Genomic DNA, 16,590 nt, shown 5'->3' with positions numbered 1-16,590 from the left:
GTCACATCGGTAACGCCGCGCAACATTGGCGCGCGCGCCCGTAATGGATGACGGATCGCGCGCGGCGTAGCGTTCGGTATGTCGGGTTCGCATCGACGAACCGCCAGCCGGAGAACGTGACGTGAATGGATTGAAGCTCGCACTGGGCGCGGTGGCCGCAGTGGCGATCGCGACGGGCGGCGCGGCGCATGCCGCCCGGGTCGGGGTCTATATCGGCCCCGGCTACCCGTATTACTACCCCATCGTCCCTGCGCCTTATTACTACCCGCCGCCCGTCGTCGCGGTACCCGTCGACCCGGGGCCGCCGCCCGAGTACGTCGAGAAAGGGCAGCCGCAGGACGACGGCGACGCGAACGTCTGGTACTACTGCGACGCGTCGAAGCATTACTACCCGCATGTGAAGACCTGCAAGTCGGGCTGGCGATCGGTGCCGGCACGGCCGCAGTGACGGAGGCGCGACGATGAAATCCCTGTTTCGACCACTGCGCGTGCCGGCCGCGCTGGCGCTGGCCGGCCTGCTCGGCGCGTGCGCGTACATGCCGACCGGGCCGAGCGTGATGGCGCTGCCCGGCACCGGCAAGTCGTTCGACCAGTTCCGCGCGGACGATGCGAACTGCCGTCAATACGCGTTCGAGCAATCGGGCGGCGTGAGTGCCGGGCAGGCATCGACCGCGAGCGCGGTCGGCAGCGCGGCCGTCGGCACCGCGCTCGGGGCGGCGGCCGGCGCGGCATTCAACGGCGGCACGGGTGCGGCCGTCGGCGCAGGCGCGGGGCTGCTCGCGGGCAGTGTGGTCGGTGCCGGTGCGGCGCAAGGCTCGGCCTACGACATCCAGCGCCGCTACGACTACGGCTACCTGCAATGCATGTACGCGACCGGCAACCGCGTGCCGGTGCCGGGCGGGATGAGCGGCGGCGGCGGATACGGCGGTGGCGGATACGGCGGCGCACCGCGCGCGGCGCCGCCGATGCCGCCGGCGGGTGTCCAGCCGCCGCCGCCGCGCTACTGACGGCGGCCCGGGCGGCAGCGTGCCGCATCGCGTGCCGGTGCGCCGTGCATACGTCGCCCGCCGGCCGCCGGCACACACACGCTGCGTGAATTGCGTACACTCTGAGTCTCGTTTCGGCAGGGCCGGGCGCATCGGTTCCGGTCCGCGTTTACCCAGGACTCAGCGATGATCGATTTACGCAGCGATACCGTGACACGTCCGAGCCAGGCAATGCTGGCCGCGATGACTGCCGCCGAAGTCGGCGACGACGTATGGGGTGACGACCCGACCGTGCTGCGCCTGCAGGCGGTGATGGCCGAGCGGGCCGGCAAGGAAGCCGGCCTGTTCTTCCCGAGCGGCACGCAGAGCAACCTCGCCGCGCTGATGGCCCATTGCGAACGCGGCGACGAGTACATCGTCGGCCAGCTCGCGCACACCTACAAGTACGAAGGCGGCGGTGCGGCCGTGCTGGGCAGCATCCAGCCGCAGCCGATCGAGAACGCGCCGGACGGCACGCTGCCGCTCGCGAAGATCGCCGCGGCGATCAAGCCGATCGACAATCACTTTGCCCGCACGCGCCTGCTCGCGCTCGAAAACACGATCGGCGGCCAGGTCTTGCCGGAAGGCTATGTCCAGGAAGCCACCGCGTTCGCGCGCAGCCGCGGGTTGGCGCTGCATCTCGACGGCGCGCGCGTGTGCAACGCCGCCGTCGCGTCGGGCCGTTCGATCGCCGAGCTGTGCGCGCCGTTCGACACCGTGTCGATCTGTTTCTCGAAAGGGCTCGGTACACCGGTCGGCTCGGTGCTGGTCGGCAACCGCGTGCTGATCGAGCGCGCGCAGCGCTGGCGCAAGGTGCTCGGCGGCGCGATGCGGCAGTCGGGCATTCTCGCGGCCGCGTGCCTGTATGCGCTCGACCACAACGTCGAACGGCTCGCGGACGATCACGCGAACGCCGCGCATCTCGCGGCGGGCCTCGCGCGCATCGACGCGGTGAAGGTGCTGTCGCACGCGACGAACATGGTGTTCGCCCAATTCCCCGAAGCCGATTGCGCGCCGCTCGAGGCGTGGCTCAAGGAGCGCGGGATCCTCACGCAGATGCTGTACGCGTCGCGCTTCGTCACGCACTGCGACGTGTCGCGCGCGGACATCGATACCTTCATCGATGCGGTCGGCGCGTATTTCGCGCAGCGCCGCGCGTAACGGGGAATGCGCCGGCCGGCGGGAGAGCCGGCACGAGGTGGCGCGAAGCAGGGAGCGAAGAGGCGACGGGGGCGACGAGGCAACCCGTCTGTCGATATCGGGCGAGCCGGCGGATTACGCTTGCCGGGGTGCGTCGGCGGGGGGCGTGCCGTCGCGGAACAGCGTTTTCAGCTGCGTGCGCAGTTCGGCGCTGTCGGTGTGCTGGTGCACCAGCACCGCATGCTGCACGGCGGCCTCCAGCAGTTCGTTGTCGGAGTCGGCGGAAATCGCGACCGAGCAGTTCGTCGCGCTGGGAAACTCGCGGCAATCGATATAGCGGCGGGACATGATGTTCTCCTTGCGGGAAAGGGAACGGCCGGATGTGCGTGATCGGCCGCGCGGCGCGTTCGCGAGGCCGATGGAAAAAGTATAGGCGGCGCGGCAGGGTTTCTCGCTGCGATGCGTACCGCGCCGCGCGCCGCGCACCGCCCCGGCGGTGTCGATCACCCGCGCGTCATGGCAGCGGCGCGAGCAGCCGGCGTGCCGCCTCGACGACGCGTTCCGACAACGACGCCATCGTCGGCGACTGCACGGTCCACGCGTGCCAGTACAGCGTGACGTCGGTCGGATGCGCGGGCGCGAGATCGACGAGCCCCTGCGCGTCGAGCGGCGCGGTGCCGATCAGCGGCTCCGGCACCATCGCGTAGCCGAGGCCATGCCGCACCGCCGCGAAGTGCGAATGGGTGCCCGGCACGTAGTGGCACGGGTAGGCGCCCTCGGGTAGCCCGAATTTCTCCTTCAGGAACGACGACTGCAGCGTATCGCGCCGCGAGTACGCGACGACGGGCGCCTTGCGCGCGCTCGTGCGGTTCAGCCCGCGCGGGAACCAGCGCACCGCGAACGCGGCGGCCGCGAGCAGCCGGTAGCGCATCGTGCCGAGCGGCGTCGCGAGACAGCCGCGCATCGGCTTCGGCTCGGTCGTCACGCAGCCCACCGCCATCCCGCTTTCGAGCAGCGCGAACGTGTGGTCCTGGTCTTCGACGATCAGCTCGAACAGGATGCGCTCGCCGGCGAGTACGGACGTCAGTGCCGGGAGAAACCACGTGCCGAGGCTGTCGGAATTGAGCGCGATCGTGACCGAGATCGGCGATTCGCGCTCGGTCGCGAGCGTGCTTTGCAGGTCGGCCTGCAGCAGCGCGACGCGGCGCAAGTGCTGCAGCACGCGTTGCCCGGCCACCGTCGGGCGGCACGGCCGCGTGCGCAGCACGAGCGGCGTGCCGAGGCTCGCTTCCAGTGCGCGGACCCGCTGCGTGACGGCCGATGCGGTCACGTGCAGGCGCACGGCCGCCTGCTCGAAGCTGCCCGTGTCGGCGACGGCCAGCAGTGCGGCGGCCTGCTTCGGATCGATCGTCATCGACATGTCGGTGGCATTCCTGTGAACGTAAGACGAGAGGAGCCGCTAGTGTAAGGCAGCCCGCACGCGCGCCCGGTTGGCGCGCATCGTGCTGCCGTGCCGCATTCGTCGTCGGAATCGGCCAAGACATCGCGCACACCGCATCCCGGTGGTGCGCGCATTTTGAACTAGGCTATATGAACGCGCGGAACCCGGGCATGTGCCATGCCTGCACTCCGCGCGCGGACGATCGCGCGTCGCGCGCAAGCCGCGGCGCGGGCGTCGTGACGATTTCCATTTGACGGAGACGAACATGTCGATTCGACTAGGCGAGGACGCGCCCGATTTCACCGCGGAGACCACCGAGGGAACGATCCGCTTTCATGAATGGATCGGCGACCATTGGGCGATCCTGTTTTCCCATCCGAAGGATTTCACGCCGGTATGCACGACCGAACTCGGCTACATGGCCGGGCTCAAGCCGGAATTCGACAAGCGCAACACGAAGATCATCGGGCTGTCGATCGATCCGGTCAGCGATCACCGGAAGTGGGTGGCGGATATCGCCGAGACGCAGGGTCACGCGGTCAACTATCCGCTGATCGGCGACGACGAGCTGAAGGTCGCGAAGCTGTACGACATGATTCATCCGAATGCGAGCGGCGGCCCGCGCACGGCGGTCGACAACGCGACCGTGCGCTCGGTGTTCGTCATCGGGCCGGACAAGAAGGTCAAGGCGATGCTCGTTTATCCGATGAGCGCGGGACGCAATTTCGACGAGGTGCTGCGCCTGCTCGACGCGTTGCAGCTCAACGCGCAGCATACGGTGGCGACGCCGGTCAACTGGCGGCCCGGCGACGATGTCATCATTCCGACGTCGGTGTCGGACGATGCGGCCAGGCAGAAGTACCCGCAGGGCTTCCGGACGCTGAAGCCGTACCTGCGTTACGTGACGCAGCCGCGCTGACGCGCCGTGCCGGCCGGATGCCGGCAGTGCAGGACCACGACGGGGCGGCCCGCGCGGCGACAGTGGCGACAGTGGCGGCAGCGGCAGCGGCAGCGGCAGCGGCAGCGGCGGCAGCGGCGGCCCGGGCCGGACAATGCGCATCAACCAGCGACGGAGCGACTTCGCGATGATCTTCCGGCAACTCTTCGACCCGCAATCGTCGACATACACGTACCTGCTCGCCGACCCCGCGTCGCGCGAAGCACTGCTGATCGATCCGGTGTTCGAGCAGGTGCGCCGCGACGCGGCGCTGCTCGACGAGCTCGGGCTGCGGCTCGTCGCAACCGTCGACACGCACGTGCATGCCGATCACGTGACGGGCGCGTGGCTGCTGAAGCAGCGCACGGGCAGCACGATCGCGATCTCGGCCGCGAGCGGCGCGCAGGGCGCCGATCGTTACCTGAACGACGGCGACCGCTGTGCGTTCGGCGCGCGCTACCTGACCGTGCGCGCGACGCCCGGCCACACGAGCGGCTGCATCAGCCTCGTGCTCGACGACGAATCGATGGCGTTCACCGGCGATTGCCTGCTGATCCGCGGCACCGGCCGCACCGACTTCCAGCAGGGCGACCCGCGCGCGCTGTATCGCGCGGTGCACGGCCGGCTTTTCACGCTGCCGGCCGCGTGCCTGCTGTATCCGGCGCACGACTATCGCGGGCTCACGGTGACGAGCGTCGGCGAGGAGCGGCGCTTCAATCCGCGCCTCGGCGGCGATCTGAGCGAAGACGATTTCGCGGGCTACATGCGCAACCTCGGGCTCGCGCACCCGCGCCAGATCGATGTCGCGGTGCCGGCGAATCTTCAATGCGGCGTCGCCGCGAACGCGCCCGATGCGCAGGCGGCACCCGACTGGGCGCCGCTCGCCTATACGTTCGCGGGGTTCTGGGAAATCGATCCGCAATGGCTCGAGGATCATTTGCAGGCGGTGCAGGTGGTCGACGTGCGCGAGCCGGACGAATTCACGGGCCCGCTCGGCCATCTGCCCGGCGCGACGCCGATTCCGCTCGGCGAACTGGCCGCGCGTGCCGGCGAGATCGCGCGCGACCGGCCGGTCGTGACCGTGTGCCGGGCCGGCGGGCGATCCGCGCAGGCGACCGTGATCCTGCTGAAAGCCGGTTTCGACACGGTCGCCAATCTCGGCGGCGGGATGCTGCGCTGGCGTGCCGAGGGGCGTGTGGTGATGGACGGCCGGTCGTAACGGCACAAGTCGCACGACAAAAATTAATTCCGGACCGCTGTCGAAACGGCCGGGTGCCGTTCGTCGTCAAGGTATCCGATCACGTGGCGCCGCACGACGCGGCGCCGAAACCCGGAGAGACCGCACGATGATACCGACGCTTTACGCCCATCCCTTTTCGTCCTACTGCCAGAAGGTGCTGACCGCGCTGTACGAGAACGGCACGCCGTTCGCGTATCGCGTGCTCGCGCACGACGATCCGAAGCCGATGCAGGAACTGGCCGCGCTGTGGCCGCTGAAGCGCTTTCCGGTGCTCGTCGATGCCGGCCGCACCGTGATCGAGGCGTCCATCATCATCGAGTACCTCGGCCTGAACCATCCGGGCCCCGTGCGGCTGCTGCCCGACGATCCGCACGCGGCGCTCGAGGTGCGCACGATGGATCGTTTCTTCGACAACTACGTGTCGACGCCGCAGCAGAAGGTCGTGTTCGATGCGCTGCGGCCGGAAGCCGAGCGCGATGCGCGCGGTGTCGCCGATGCGCGCGCGATGCTCGACACGTCGTATGCGTGGCTGGACAGGAAGATGGCCGATCGCGAATGGGCGGCCGGCGACCGCTTCAGCCTCGCCGACTGCGGCGCGGCGCCGTTCCTGTTCTATGCGGACTGGACGCACCGGATCGATCCGTCGTTCGCGAACGTGATCGCGTATCGCAAGCGTCTGCTGGCGCGGCCGTCGTTTGCGCGCGCGGTCGACGAGGCGCGGCCGTATCGCCCGTTCTTTCCGCTGGGCGCGCCCGATCGCGACTGAACGGCGCGGGCGTCGCGCGTCGCGCCGACGCCGCGCATGGCCGGCAGCGCGTGCCGGGGCGACGGAACGAAAGCAGCGGCAGCATCGCGGCGTCTCCCGTTACATCGTGCGGGTGGCCGACTGCGCGAGCGTCAGCAGTTCGTCGAACTGCGTGATCAGCTCGAAGCACAGCAGGAACGCGAGCGTATAGGCCGGCGCGGGGAAGCGCCGGATCGTCGCCAGCACCTGCGGCGCGAAGCGCGAGCGGATCGCGTCGCGCGTCAGCAGCCATGCGATCGCGATGCCGATCGCGGCGCCGGCGATCAGGTCGGTCGGGTAGTGGAAGCCGAGATAGGCGCGCGGTACGCAGATGAACACGACCGCATACAGCAGCGCGAGCACGCCGACGCGGCGCGCGATGATGAAGATGCCGGTGGCGATCGCCATCCACAGCATCGCGTGATCGCTGGGAAACGAACTCCATGCCTGCAGCGTGGCCGCGCGCAGCCCTGCCGACGGGAAGTGCAGGTGCAGTTCGGGGTTGTAGATCGGCCGCACGCGGAACGGCAGCACCTGGGCGAGCAGCCGGCCGAACGCGAGCGCAATGAGCCCGCTCGCGATCGTCGCGACGACCAGTTCGCGCTGCCGCTCGCGGTTCGGGCCCGGCTGGAACCACAGCCAGCACAGCACGGGAATGAGCACGAAGCCCTTGAACGTGTACAGGCCAGCGATCACGCGGATCGCGTGATTCATCAGCGGTCCGAACGTGATGTGGGTGAGGAAGGTCTGGATCGTGGTGTCGAAATTGTTCATGTCGTGCGATCCCGGCGGACGCCCGATGCATTGCGCGCGGCCGGCCGGATCTGGAAGCGCGCTCGCACCGGAGCGCAACGGGGGGCAAGTATGGTCACCCGTTATTTCGAAGAAAATGCGAAAAAATACCGGGAATCCCCTGATGAAACGGGGCTGTGCGATTGGGGCCGGATGGGCGAGTGCCGCGTGGCGGGGGGATCGGAATCGTCCGATATTTCCGCGTCGATGCGCGCGGCCATCGGAAAAATAATCGGTAGAACTGGACAGTCGCGCGGGCCGGTGTGGATCTTGCGCCGGATGAACGGTTATCGCGCCTGATGCGCGCGAATCTGCCGGGTCGCGCGGCGTCATGCGTGCGCCGATCGAAAATAAAAGAAAAGGCGGGCAAGCCCTGTGGGCCTGCCCGCCATGTGCGTGCGGTGCGGAAATTCAGCGGCGCCGGATTCGTGCCGTGAGCGCCGTGAGCGCCGGCCGGCCGCGGCGCCGTCAGCCGCGCCGGATGCCTTCGGGCAGTGCGCTGATGCGGCGCACTTCAGGCGAATCGAGCCACGTGCGCGACGTCGCGCAGTCGGCGAACATGTCGGTCGCATCCTCGCCCCAGAACAGGTCGCCGTCGAGTTCGAAGGTCGGCACGCCGAATACGCCGTGCGCGATCGCATCGTCGGTGTTCGCGCGCAGCGCGTCCTTGACCGGCTGGGCTTCGACGGCCGTCACGCCTTCCGGGAAGCCGACGGCTTCGCACAGCGCGGCGAACCCTTCCGGGGTCGACACGTCCTGGCCGTCGCGCCAGATATGCCGGAAGATCCGGCGGATCGCGTCGGGTGAACTGCCCATCGCGATCGCGAGACGCAGCGGCCGGATCGGATTGAACGGGTGCGCGGGCGGCATCCGGAATGCAATGCCGAGCTTGTCCGCGCGATATTGCGCGTGGCGATAGGTGAAGACGCGTTTCGCCGCGATCTCGGCCGGTGCTTTCTGGCCCCAGTGTGAGAGCAGTGCGCCGAGCACGATGGGCCGCGGCTCGAACGCGGCGGCGGCCGGCAACCGGTCGAACTGTTCCTGCTGCAGGTACGCGAACGGCGAGACGAAATCGAAATACCAGCTGGCGGTGCGCGCGGCGTTCATGGTGGCTGCCCTCATGGGTGTCCGGTTGGCGGGGCACGCGCGGCACGCCCGCGGGCGGCGCGCGATGCATGCATCGGCGGCCAGTGTCGCACGCGGCTGCCTTTTGCGTTGTTGTGTTGTAGCGCTGTTGCGTGGCGGTGCGCGCGCCGCCGGTCACGACGCCGTGTCGTCGTGGCCTGCTGCCGACGCGAACTGCGCGAGGCTGTCACGTACGGCCGCCGCGTCGTAGCGTGCGCCTGCGCCGCCGAGCGCCACGGTCGCCTTCTGCGCGAGCGGCAGCAGCATCGCGAGCGCTGCCGCCATGGCCGGTGCGGCGGCGAGCCGCGATTTCGGGCCCGATACGGTCAGCGCGCCCACACACTCGCCGGCCGCACCGAACACGGGTACGGACGCCGAAGCCGTCTCGGGGTCGCGCTCGCCGTAAGACGCGGCCCAGAGTCGTTCGCGCACGTCGTGCCATTGCGCATCCTGCGTGTCGGTGAACGCCAGCAGCACCTTCCCGGACGCGCCCTGGCGAACCGGAAATTCCTCGCCGACACGAATCGACACGCGCACCGCGCGGGCGGGCTCGACCCGGTACAGCACCGAGCGCATGTCGCCCTGGCGCACGTAGAACGATGCCGTTTCGCCGAGTTCGCGGCTGAGCGTTTCGAGCAGCGGCTCGACCACCGGGCCGACCCGGAACGAACGCTGGTACAGCGCGGCGAGCCGCAGCGGCTCGTGCCCGATCGCGTACTGGCCGTCGTCGAGCTTGCGCATGAAGCCGCCATGCTCGAGCGCGGCGAGCAGGCGTAGGATCGTGCTCTTGTACAGCCCGGTGCGGCGCGACAGCTCCGCGAGCGACAGCCGGTCGTCGGTTTGCCCGAAGGCGCGGAGGATCGCAAACGCGCGATCGAGGACGGCGACGCCGCTGGACGCTTCTTCGGCCGGCGAATCGGGCTCGCTGCCGGCGTGATCGGTGTGAGTCGTAGGCACTGCCTGCTTCCTTCAGAGGATGATCGGCCGACTATATCGTTCTGTCTGGCAGAACTCAAGTTCCAGAAAATCGCAATTTCACGGGTATACCCCGCTTACAGCACGTTCGACGCACGCTTAAAGTTCTATCAAACAGAACGATGTTCTTTCAGATAGAACGATGGAGTACCAAATGAGCGTTTCCGAATATCCGAAGGTGCTGGTCAGCGAGGTCGGGCCGCGCGACGGCCTGCAGAGCATCCGGGCCGTGATGCCGACGGCCGGCAAGCTGCGCTGGATCACGGCGCTGGCCGCGGCCGGCTTGCGCGAGATCGAGGTCGGGTCGTTCGTGCCGGCGAGGCTGTTGCCGCAGATGGCCGACGTGCGTGAGGTCGTCGCGCATGCGCTGGCGATTCCCGGGCTGCATGTCGCCGCGCTCGCGCCGAACCTGCGCGGCGCCGAGGGCGCATTCGAAGCAGGCGTGCACAAGCTGACGCTGCCGGTATCGGTGACGGAGGCGCATTCGCTGGCGAATATCCGCAAGACGCCCGCGCAGATGATCGACGAGGTGCGCGCGATCGTCGCGCTGCGCGATGCGCGGTTCCCGTCGGTGCAGATCGAGGCGGGCGTGTCGGTCGCGTTCGGCTGCACGATCGCGGGCGCCGTCAGCGACGACGAGGCGATCGCGATGGCGGTGGCGATGGCCGAATGCGGGGTCGACGAGATCGGGCTGTCCGACACGAGCGGTTATGCGAACCCGGCGCAGGTACGCCGGCTGTTTGTCCGGCTGCGCCGGGAAGTCGGCGACAAGGCGGGCGGCGCGCATTTCCACAATACGCGCGGGCAGGGGCTCGCCAACGTCGTCGCGGCGCTCGACGCGGGCGTGACGACGATCGATGCGAGCCAGGGCGGCCTCGGCGGTTGCCCGTATGCGCCGGGCGCGACCGGCAACATCGTCACCGAGGATCTCGTGTTCCTGCTCGAATCGATGGGATTCGACACGGGTATCGACGTCGACGCCCTGCTCGCCGCGCGCGCGATCCTGCACGCGGCGCTGCCGGCCGAGGCGTTGTACGGCCATGTGCCGGACGCCGGTTTGCCGAAGGGCTTCCGTTATGCGGACGGCCGTTCTCCAACCGCGCCGCAACCGGAAGGATGCCTGGCGGGAGTCGCGCAATGAACGGTCGCCAACCCGCTTCGATGCTGCCGTACGCCGGCGTCCGCGTGATCGAGATGACGCACATGGTGATGGGCCCGACCTGCGGGATGCTGCTCGCGGATCTCGGCGCGGAAGTCATCAAGATCGAACCGATCGCCGGCGACAGCACGCGCGCGCTGCGCGGTTCGGGCGCGGGATTCTTCGGGATGTTCAACCGCAACAAGAAGAGCCTCGCGGTCGACGTGAAGGATCCGCGCGGGCTCGAGATCGTGCTGCGGCTCGTCGCGACGGCGGACGTGTTCAGCGAGAACTTCAAGAGCGGCACGATGGACCGGCTCGGCCTCGGTTATCCGGCGCTGCACTCGCTGAATCCGCGCATCGTGTACGTGTCGCACAAGGGCTTCCTGCCGGGGCCGTACGAGCATCGCACCGCGCTCGACGAGGTGGTGCAGATGATGGGCGGCCTCGCGTACATGACCGGCCCGGAGGGGCGGCCGCTGCGCGCGGGCGCGAGCGTGAACGACATCATGGGCGGCATGTTCGGCGCGATCGGCGCGATGGCCGCGCTCGCGCAGCGCGAGCGCACCGGCCGCGGCCAGCAGGTGCAGAGCTCGCTGTTCGAAAACAACGTGTTCCTCGTGGCGCAGCACATGATGCAGTTCGCGGTGACGGGGCAGGCCGCATCGCCGATGCCGAGCCGGATTTCCGCGTGGGCCGTCTACGACGTGTTCTCCGTGAAGGACGGCGAGCAGATCTTTCTCGCGGTCGTGTCGGATACGCAGTGGGCGCTGTTCTGCGATGCGTTCGGGCTGGCTGCGCTGAAGGACGATGCGCGCCTCGCGACCAACAACCTGCGCGTGCAGGCGCGCGAGTGGCTGCTGCCAGAACTGCGCGCGCGGCTCGCGCCGCATTCGGCCACGGAGATCGGCGCGATCTTCGAGTCGATCGGCCTGCCGTATGCACCGATCACCAGGCCGCAGGACCTGTTCGACGATCCGCACCTGCTGGCGACGGGCGGCCTCGCGGACGTGACGTTGCCGGCCGATGCGAGCAGCGCCGGGCGGCCGGTCGACACGCGCACCGCGCTGCTGCCGCTCACGCTCGCGGGCGAGCGCCTGCGGCTGCGCTCGGCGCCGCCGGCGCTCGGGCAGGACACGCGCGCGCTGCTTGGCGAACTCGGCTACACGCCGGACGAGGCGCGCGCGCTGATCGAGGCCGGCGTCGTGGCCGGGCGGCACGACGCGGACGGCGCTGCGGCGGGCGGCGCGCCGTCGCCGAACGAACTGGCGAGCGCGTAGCGCGGCCGCGATCCCCTGATCGAACAAAGGCGTCCCGGCCGCGCCACGCGCGGGCGAGGATCGCCCTATCCACGGAGACAACCATGACATCCGCATTCCCGGCGCTGGCCGCCGATCGCGAGACCGATGCATCGATCGAGCAGCGGGCCGTGCGCAAGGCCGCATGGCGCTTCATCCCGCTGCTCGCGCTCGCGTATTTCTTCAATTACCTGGACCGCACGAGCGTCGGGTTCGCGGCGCTCACGATGAACCGCGATCTCGGGCTGACGGCGACGCAGTTCGGCTGGGGCGCGGGGATCATGTTCGCCGGCTACTGCGTGTTCGAGGTGCCGAGCAATCTCGCGCTGTACCGCTTCGGCGCGCGCCGCTGGCTCGCCCGCATCATGATCACGTGGGGCGTGATGGCGGCCGCGACTGCGCTCGCGACCGGGCCGACGAGTTTCTATGCGATCCGGTTGCTGCTCGGTATCGGGGAAGCCGGGTTCTTTCCGGGCGTGATCTTCTTCCTCGCCGTGTGGTTTCCGGCGAGCTACCGAACGCGGGTGCTGGCGTGGTTCACCGTGTCGACGCCGCTGTCGTCGCTGATCGGCGGGCCGCTGTCGACGTGGCTGCTGCAACTCGACGGCGCGCTCGGGCTGGCCGGCTGGAAATGGATGTTCATCGTCGAAGGGCTGCCGGCGTGCGCGCTCGGTTTTCTCGTGCTGAAGCTGCTGTCCGATTCGCCCGCGGATGCCGCGTGGCTGACGGGCGACGAGCGTGCCGCGCTGCAGCGCGCGTTCGAGCGCGAAGGCGCGGCCGCCGGCCGCAAGAAGCGCTTCGGCGTCGCGCTGCGCGACGTGCGCGTGTACGTGCTCGCGCTGATCTCGTTCGGTTTCACGATGGGTTCTTACGGGATCGGCATCTGGCTGCCGCAGATGCTCAAGGCGCACGGCATGTCGACGATGCAGACGGGCTGGCTGTCCGCGGTGCCGTACTTCTTCGCGACCGTCGCGCTGCTGTGGTGGGCGAAGCGCGTGGACCGTCGCGGCGGCCCGGTCGCGAACCTGGCGATCGGGCTGTTCATCGGCGCGGTGGCGCTCGGCGTCTCGACGCACTTCCTGACGCTCGGCCCCGCACTCGCCGGCATCACGCTGGCGCTGGTCGGCACGATCGCCGGCCGCACGATCTTCTACACGCTGCCCTCGCGCTTCCTGTCCGGCCAGGCGGCGGCCGGCGGGCTCGCGCTGATCAACTCGATCGGCGCGCTCGGCGGCTTCGCCGGCCCTTATCTCGTCGGCTACCTGAAGGACGCCTTCGGCACCTTTACCGCCGGCATGCTCGGCCTCGCGATCGTGCTCGCGGTCACGACGCTGCTGACGTTGTCGCTGTACGCGTTCGACCGGAGCGAATGACATGGACACGACGCTTTCGATCAAGCGGCGCCGGCTGCTCGGCGCGGCCGCCGCATCGCTCGCGCTGCCCGCGTTCACCGAGACGCGCGCGGCGACCCAGGAGGGAGTTTCCCGCATGACGACGCAAAGCAACTATCTGGCGGTCCGCCCCGACTGGCTCGCGTCGGCGCTCGAACCCGCGCTCGAGCCCGACCTGCCGATCGTCGATGCGCATCATCATTTCTATGAGCGGCCGGGCTGGATCTACATGCTCGACGACTATCTGCAGGACGCGCGCTCGGGCCACAACATCCAGGCGTCCGTCTACATGCAGGCGCAGACGCGCTATCGCGATGCGGGCCCGGTCGAACTGAAGCCGGCGGGCGAGACGGCCTACGTTGCCGGCGTGACCGAGCCGCTGCAGCAGCACGGCCGCCCGGCTGTCGCGAAAGGCATCGTCGGCCATGCGGACCTGCGTCTCGGCGAGCGCGTGCGCGAGGTGCTCGAAGCACATCTCGAAGCCGGGCGCGGGCGGTTTCGCGGCGTTCGTCACCTGACGACCTGGGATGCCGATCCGACGCTTGCCAATCCGCTATCGGCGGTGCCGCGCGGCATGCTGCTCGATTCCGCGTACCGGGCGGGCGTCGCGCAACTCGCGCCGCTCGGGCTGTCGTACGACGCGTGGCTGTTCTTTCCCCAACTCCCTGAACTGTTCGAGCTCGCGAAGGCGAATCCCGATACGCGCATCATCGTCAATCACTGCGGCGGCGTCGTACGGATCGCGAGTTATGCCGACAAGCGGCCGGAGGTGTTCGAACGCTGGTCGGCGTCGATGCGCGCGCTCGCGCGGCTGCCGAACGTGTACGTGAAGGTCGGCGGGCTCGGGATGCGCATCAACGGTTTCGATTTCGAGAAAGGCGCGCGGCCGCCGTCTTCCGTGCAGCTCGCCGACGCGTGGAAGCCATGGATGATGACCTGCATCGACGCGTTCGGCCCCGAGCGCTGCATGTTCGAGAGCAATTTTCCGGTCGACAAGGGCTCGTATTCGTTCGTGAACGGCTGGAATGCGTTCAAGCGCCTGACGGCGCAGGCAAGCCCGGACGAGCGCGACGCGCTGTTCCGCGGCACGGTCACGCGGGCTTACCGGCTCGGCTGACGCGCGTCGCGACGACAGGCCCGGCGCTTGCTCACTTCGCCTCCACCAGCGCCGCCAGCCTCGCCAGCGCCATTTGCCAGCCGGTTTCGTTGTCGGCGGCCGGCACGCCGGGCGGCACCCCGTCGTGCACGGCGTCCACGCGCGTGCCGCCCGCTTCGTCGGACAGCGTGATCGTGATCGTCATGGCGCCGCGCAGCATCGGATCGTCGGTTTCGAACACGTCGATCTCGACGATCTGCTCGTCCGGCACGAGCGTGACGAAGCGGCCGTGATAGGTATCGGTGCGCGCGCTGGTCTTGCCGGTACCGGCCGACGGTGCGTCATAGCTCAGCGATACGCGCAGCGCGCCGCCTTCGCGCGCGTCGTACGCATGCACGCGGCACGTCATGCCGTCGGGCACCTTCCATTGTTCGACGGCGTGCGGATCGAGCAGCGCACGGTAGACGCGCCCGCGCGGGGCGTTCAGGTGCCGGCTGACCCGGGTCGAATGCGTGTGCGTGTGCAACATGTCGCCTCCCGCGGAGCGCGCGCGACGGTGCACGCCGGCGGGCCGGCGTGTCGTCGCGCTTCCTTCAAGAATCCTAGGCGCGCGCGAGGCGGCATGCAATGATCGCGCACCCGGCCGCGCTCAGCGCAGCGCGGCCGCGAAGGCGTCGAGCTGCGTGATGCAGGTGTTCCAGCCCTCGAAGAAGCCGAGCGCTTCATGGCGCTCGCGCGTGGCGGCGTCCGGATGCATCACGCGCGCCTCGTAGCGGCTGCCCGCATCGTCGTCGGCCATCGTGACGACTGCCGTGAACCCCATCCACGGCACTTGCGGCCGCCAGCCGCCCCCGAGCATCGACGTGAACGCGATGCGCGATTCGGGCACGATTTCGAGGAAGCAGCCGGGGTTGTCGCTCGTGCCGCCGTCGGGGCCGAGCATGAACGTGTGGAAAGCGCCGCCCGGACGCAGGTCGAATGCGCGTACTTCGGTGGTCCACGGTTTCGGGCACCACCATTCCTTCAGCAGTTCGGGGTCGGTCCACGCACGCCACAGCGCGTGGCGCGGCGCGTGCAACGTGCGCGTGATGACGAGATCGTGGGCTTCAGCGGGGTCGACGGGGCTGGCTGACATCGTGCTCCTCCTGGTGACGGCGTTCGACGAATTCGACGAGACGATCGGATCGTGCTTCCCACAGCGCGCGTTGCGCGGCGAGCCATGCCTCGGCCTCGGCGAGCCGGCTGCCGACCAGTGTGCAGGTGCGCGAGCGGCCGGATTTCCGGGTCTGCACGAGGCCGCTGCGCTCGAGCACGGCCACGTGCTTCATGAACGACGGCAGCGCCATGTCGAACGGCTCGGCCAATGCGGAGACGGTCCGCTCGCCCTGGCCGAGCGCGCCGACGATCGCGCAGCGCGTTGGATCGGCGAGGGCGTGGAACACGTCGCTGATGCCGGGTTGAAAGTTAGCCATGTGGCTAAGTGTAGGCAATGGGAACGGCGATGCAACGGAAATTTTCGTCGCGTAGGATGATGGGGCGGCAACACGCGCCGACCGGGCGCGGTATCGCCGCATGCCTGCTGCCGTTGCGCGAGCCGCGACGATCGGCCGGTGTTCTTTCCGATCCGGCCGCCCGCCGAACCCGTGCGGGCGGCCCACCTGACTCCCGGAGATGGCATGACCGAATCCGTTACCGTCCGCCGCATCGACGCGGGCGAAGCGATGACCTGCGTCGATGCGCTGGCCGACGTGCTGATCGATTGCGTCGAGGGCGGCGCGTCCGTCAGCTTCATGTTGCCGATCGGGCGGCCGACCGCCGTCGCGTTCTGGACCCACGTCGCCAACGGCGTCGCGAACGGCGAGCGCATCCTGCTCGTTGCCGAGGACGCGGCCGGCCGGATCGTCGGCACCGTGCAGGTCGTGACCGCGCAGCCGGAGAACCAGCCGCATCGTGCGGATATCGCGAAGATGCTCGTGTCGCGTCACGCGCGCCGGCAGGGCATCGCCGGGCGGCTGATGGCGGCGGCCGACGCGGCCGCGCGCGACGCCGGCAAGACCGTGCTCGTGCTCGATACCGTGACGGGCGGCGACGCCGAGCGGCTGTACGAGCGGGCCGGCTGGCAGCGCGTCGGCGTCGTGCCGAACTATGCGTTGATGCCCGACGGCACGCCCTGCGCGACGACGTACTTCCACAAGCAACTCGCGTAAC

General features: G+C 69.1%; 20 protein-coding genes. 12 read left to right on the top strand and 8 right to left on the bottom strand.

Annotation, left to right across the window (positions count from 1 at the left end; all coding sequences use genetic code 11):
• Positions 1-121 precede the first annotated feature (121 nt).
• The 3 genes from AB3K92_RS06825 to ltaE all read left to right on the top strand — a co-directional run bounded on the left by AB3K92_RS06825 (position 122) and on the right by ltaE (position 2,186).
• The gene (locus tag AB3K92_RS06825) at positions 122-448 is read left to right on the top strand and encodes a hypothetical protein (RefSeq protein WP_369464711.1); all 327 of its coding nucleotides are present in this window, start codon (positions 122-124) and stop codon (positions 446-448) included.
• A 13-nt stretch (positions 449-461) separates the two neighbouring features.
• Positions 462-1,007 (top strand): YMGG-like glycine zipper-containing protein, encoded by a 546-nt coding sequence (locus AB3K92_RS06820; protein WP_059496236.1) that lies wholly within the window; start codon positions 462-464, stop codon positions 1,005-1,007.
• A gap of 165 nt (positions 1,008-1,172) precedes the next feature.
• On the top strand, positions 1,173-2,186 hold the full coding sequence (gene ltaE, locus AB3K92_RS06815; RefSeq protein ID WP_059487550.1) for a low-specificity L-threonine aldolase: 1,014 nt from the start codon (positions 1,173-1,175) through the stop codon (positions 2,184-2,186).
• A 114-nt stretch (positions 2,187-2,300) separates the two neighbouring features.
• Here the strand turns inward: ltaE and AB3K92_RS06810 are convergent, their stop codons facing one another.
• Both AB3K92_RS06810 and AB3K92_RS06805 read right to left on the bottom strand, forming a co-directional pair.
• Positions 2,301-2,513: a DUF1059 domain-containing protein gene (locus AB3K92_RS06810; RefSeq protein WP_042978387.1), complete on the bottom strand. Its 213-nt coding sequence runs from the start codon at positions 2,511-2,513 to the stop codon at positions 2,301-2,303.
• 166 nt (positions 2,514-2,679) lie between these two features.
• A complete protein-coding gene (locus tag AB3K92_RS06805; RefSeq protein WP_059487548.1) occupies positions 2,680-3,585 on the bottom strand; it encodes an HTH-type transcriptional regulator ArgP in 906 nt (301 codons plus the stop codon).
• 286 nt (positions 3,586-3,871) lie between these two features.
• Between AB3K92_RS06805 and AB3K92_RS06800 the strand changes: the two genes are divergently transcribed.
• From AB3K92_RS06800 to AB3K92_RS06790, 3 genes are all read left to right on the top strand, one after another.
• Complete coding sequence (locus AB3K92_RS06800; RefSeq protein ID WP_059648996.1) at positions 3,872-4,525, top strand: peroxiredoxin; 654 nt, start codon at positions 3,872-3,874, stop codon at positions 4,523-4,525.
• 166 nt (positions 4,526-4,691) lie between these two features.
• Positions 4,692-5,762 carry a rhodanese-like domain-containing protein gene (locus AB3K92_RS06795; RefSeq protein ID WP_060074549.1) on the top strand — a complete coding sequence of 357 codons (1,071 nt, stop codon included), beginning with the start codon at positions 4,692-4,694 and terminating at the stop codon, positions 5,760-5,762.
• A gap of 127 nt (positions 5,763-5,889) precedes the next feature.
• The gene (locus AB3K92_RS06790; RefSeq protein ID WP_021164299.1) at positions 5,890-6,549 is read left to right on the top strand and encodes a glutathione S-transferase family protein; all 660 of its coding nucleotides are present in this window, start codon (positions 5,890-5,892) and stop codon (positions 6,547-6,549) included.
• A 99-nt stretch (positions 6,550-6,648) separates the two neighbouring features.
• Here the strand turns inward: AB3K92_RS06790 and AB3K92_RS06785 are convergent, their stop codons facing one another.
• A complete protein-coding gene (locus AB3K92_RS06785; protein WP_021164300.1) occupies positions 6,649-7,341 on the bottom strand; it encodes a phosphatase PAP2 family protein in 693 nt (230 codons plus the stop codon).
• A gap of 90 nt (positions 7,342-7,431) precedes the next feature.
• Here AB3K92_RS06785 and AB3K92_RS06780 point away from each other — a divergent pair, with 90 nt between their 5' ends.
• Positions 7,432-7,659, top strand: a complete 228-nt coding sequence (locus AB3K92_RS06780; protein WP_369464710.1) for a hypothetical protein — start codon at positions 7,432-7,434, stop codon at positions 7,657-7,659.
• A gap of 168 nt (positions 7,660-7,827) precedes the next feature.
• On the opposite strand, the gene AB3K92_RS06775 is transcribed toward AB3K92_RS06780, so the two are convergent.
• Positions 7,828-8,466, bottom strand: a complete 639-nt coding sequence (locus tag AB3K92_RS06775; RefSeq protein ID WP_021164301.1) for a 2-hydroxychromene-2-carboxylate isomerase — start codon at positions 8,464-8,466, stop codon at positions 7,828-7,830.
• A 153-nt stretch (positions 8,467-8,619) separates the two neighbouring features.
• Positions 8,620-9,441 carry an IclR family transcriptional regulator gene (locus AB3K92_RS06770; protein ID WP_059857119.1) on the bottom strand — a complete coding sequence of 274 codons (822 nt, stop codon included), beginning with the start codon at positions 9,439-9,441 and terminating at the stop codon, positions 8,620-8,622.
• A gap of 172 nt (positions 9,442-9,613) precedes the next feature.
• Here AB3K92_RS06770 and AB3K92_RS06765 point away from each other — a divergent pair, with 172 nt between their 5' ends.
• From AB3K92_RS06765 to AB3K92_RS06750, 4 genes are all read left to right on the top strand, one after another.
• Positions 9,614-10,600 (top strand): hydroxymethylglutaryl-CoA lyase, encoded by a 987-nt coding sequence (locus AB3K92_RS06765; RefSeq protein WP_369464709.1) that lies wholly within the window; start codon positions 9,614-9,616, stop codon positions 10,598-10,600.
• A complete protein-coding gene (locus AB3K92_RS06760; RefSeq protein WP_165581929.1) occupies positions 10,597-11,877 on the top strand; it encodes a CaiB/BaiF CoA-transferase family protein in 1,281 nt (426 codons plus the stop codon). Before AB3K92_RS06765 ends, AB3K92_RS06760 begins: the two co-directional genes overlap by 4 nt.
• Positions 11,878-11,960: 83 nt before the next feature.
• Positions 11,961-13,268 carry an MFS transporter gene (locus tag AB3K92_RS06755; protein WP_048023529.1) on the top strand — a complete coding sequence of 436 codons (1,308 nt, stop codon included), beginning with the start codon at positions 11,961-11,963 and terminating at the stop codon, positions 13,266-13,268.
• 1 nt (position 13,269) lies between these two features.
• The gene (locus AB3K92_RS06750; RefSeq protein WP_060279694.1) at positions 13,270-14,403 is read left to right on the top strand and encodes an amidohydrolase; all 1,134 of its coding nucleotides are present in this window, start codon (positions 13,270-13,272) and stop codon (positions 14,401-14,403) included.
• 31 nt (positions 14,404-14,434) lie between these two features.
• On the opposite strand, the gene AB3K92_RS06745 is transcribed toward AB3K92_RS06750, so the two are convergent.
• The 3 genes from AB3K92_RS06745 to AB3K92_RS06735 all read right to left on the bottom strand — a co-directional run bounded on the left by AB3K92_RS06745 (position 14,435) and on the right by AB3K92_RS06735 (position 15,854).
• Entirely contained in the window at positions 14,435-14,911 is a 477-nt protein-coding gene (locus tag AB3K92_RS06745) for an SRPBCC family protein (protein WP_059812202.1), read from the bottom strand.
• Positions 14,912-15,031: 120 nt separating this feature from the next.
• A complete protein-coding gene (locus AB3K92_RS06740; protein ID WP_059708846.1) occupies positions 15,032-15,517 on the bottom strand; it encodes an SRPBCC family protein in 486 nt (161 codons plus the stop codon).
• Positions 15,489-15,854 (bottom strand): helix-turn-helix transcriptional regulator, encoded by a 366-nt coding sequence (locus AB3K92_RS06735; RefSeq protein WP_048023525.1) that lies wholly within the window; start codon positions 15,852-15,854, stop codon positions 15,489-15,491. The genes AB3K92_RS06740 and AB3K92_RS06735 overlap by 29 nt, the downstream gene beginning before the upstream one ends.
• Positions 15,855-16,058: 204 nt before the next feature.
• Here AB3K92_RS06735 and AB3K92_RS06730 point away from each other — a divergent pair, with 204 nt between their 5' ends.
• Positions 16,059-16,589, top strand: coding sequence for a GNAT family N-acetyltransferase (locus tag AB3K92_RS06730; RefSeq protein ID WP_042975362.1), 531 nt, complete (start codon positions 16,059-16,061; stop codon positions 16,587-16,589).
• Position 16,590: the final 1 nt, after the last annotated feature.

This window comes from Burkholderia sp. Bmkn7 (assembly GCF_041103175.1).
Classification (GTDB): domain Bacteria; phylum Pseudomonadota; class Gammaproteobacteria; order Burkholderiales; family Burkholderiaceae; genus Burkholderia; species Burkholderia cepacia.
This window is presented reverse-complemented; position numbering and strand designations above follow the sequence as displayed.

What these genes read in the sequence shown, in the direction of transcription:
- AB3K92_RS06795 (WP_060074549.1), top strand. Translation starts at nt 4,692, where the DNA reads ATGATCTTCCGGCAACTCTTCGACCCGCAATCGTCGACATACACGTAC.
- AB3K92_RS06810 (WP_042978387.1), bottom strand. Translation starts at nt 2,513, where the DNA reads ATGTCCCGCCGCTATATCGATTGCCGCGAGTTTCCCAGCGCGACGAAC.
- AB3K92_RS06775 (WP_021164301.1), bottom strand. Translation starts at nt 8,466, where the DNA reads ATGAACGCCGCGCGCACCGCCAGCTGGTATTTCGATTTCGTCTCGCCG.
- AB3K92_RS06780 (WP_369464710.1), top strand. Translation starts at nt 7,432, where the DNA reads ATGGTCACCCGTTATTTCGAAGAAAATGCGAAAAAATACCGGGAATCC.
- AB3K92_RS06735 (WP_048023525.1), bottom strand. Translation starts at nt 15,854, where the DNA reads ATGGCTAACTTTCAACCCGGCATCAGCGACGTGTTCCACGCCCTCGCC.
- AB3K92_RS06790 (WP_021164299.1), top strand. Translation starts at nt 5,890, where the DNA reads ATGATACCGACGCTTTACGCCCATCCCTTTTCGTCCTACTGCCAGAAG.
- AB3K92_RS06730 (WP_042975362.1), top strand. Translation starts at nt 16,059, where the DNA reads ATGACCGAATCCGTTACCGTCCGCCGCATCGACGCGGGCGAAGCGATG.
- AB3K92_RS06800 (WP_059648996.1), top strand. Translation starts at nt 3,872, where the DNA reads ATGTCGATTCGACTAGGCGAGGACGCGCCCGATTTCACCGCGGAGACC.
- AB3K92_RS06820 (WP_059496236.1), top strand. Translation starts at nt 462, where the DNA reads ATGAAATCCCTGTTTCGACCACTGCGCGTGCCGGCCGCGCTGGCGCTG.
- AB3K92_RS06765 (WP_369464709.1), top strand. Translation starts at nt 9,614, where the DNA reads ATGAGCGTTTCCGAATATCCGAAGGTGCTGGTCAGCGAGGTCGGGCCG.
- AB3K92_RS06740 (WP_059708846.1), bottom strand. Translation starts at nt 15,517, where the DNA reads ATGTCAGCCAGCCCCGTCGACCCCGCTGAAGCCCACGATCTCGTCATC.
- AB3K92_RS06745 (WP_059812202.1), bottom strand. Translation starts at nt 14,911, where the DNA reads ATGTTGCACACGCACACGCATTCGACCCGGGTCAGCCGGCACCTGAAC.
- AB3K92_RS06785 (WP_021164300.1), bottom strand. Translation starts at nt 7,341, where the DNA reads ATGAACAATTTCGACACCACGATCCAGACCTTCCTCACCCACATCACG.
- AB3K92_RS06760 (WP_165581929.1), top strand. Translation starts at nt 10,597, where the DNA reads ATGAACGGTCGCCAACCCGCTTCGATGCTGCCGTACGCCGGCGTCCGC.
- AB3K92_RS06755 (WP_048023529.1), top strand. Translation starts at nt 11,961, where the DNA reads ATGACATCCGCATTCCCGGCGCTGGCCGCCGATCGCGAGACCGATGCA.
- AB3K92_RS06750 (WP_060279694.1), top strand. Translation starts at nt 13,270, where the DNA reads ATGGACACGACGCTTTCGATCAAGCGGCGCCGGCTGCTCGGCGCGGCC.
- AB3K92_RS06805 (WP_059487548.1), bottom strand. Translation starts at nt 3,585, where the DNA reads ATGTCGATGACGATCGATCCGAAGCAGGCCGCCGCACTGCTGGCCGTC.
- ltaE (WP_059487550.1), top strand. Translation starts at nt 1,173, where the DNA reads ATGATCGATTTACGCAGCGATACCGTGACACGTCCGAGCCAGGCAATG.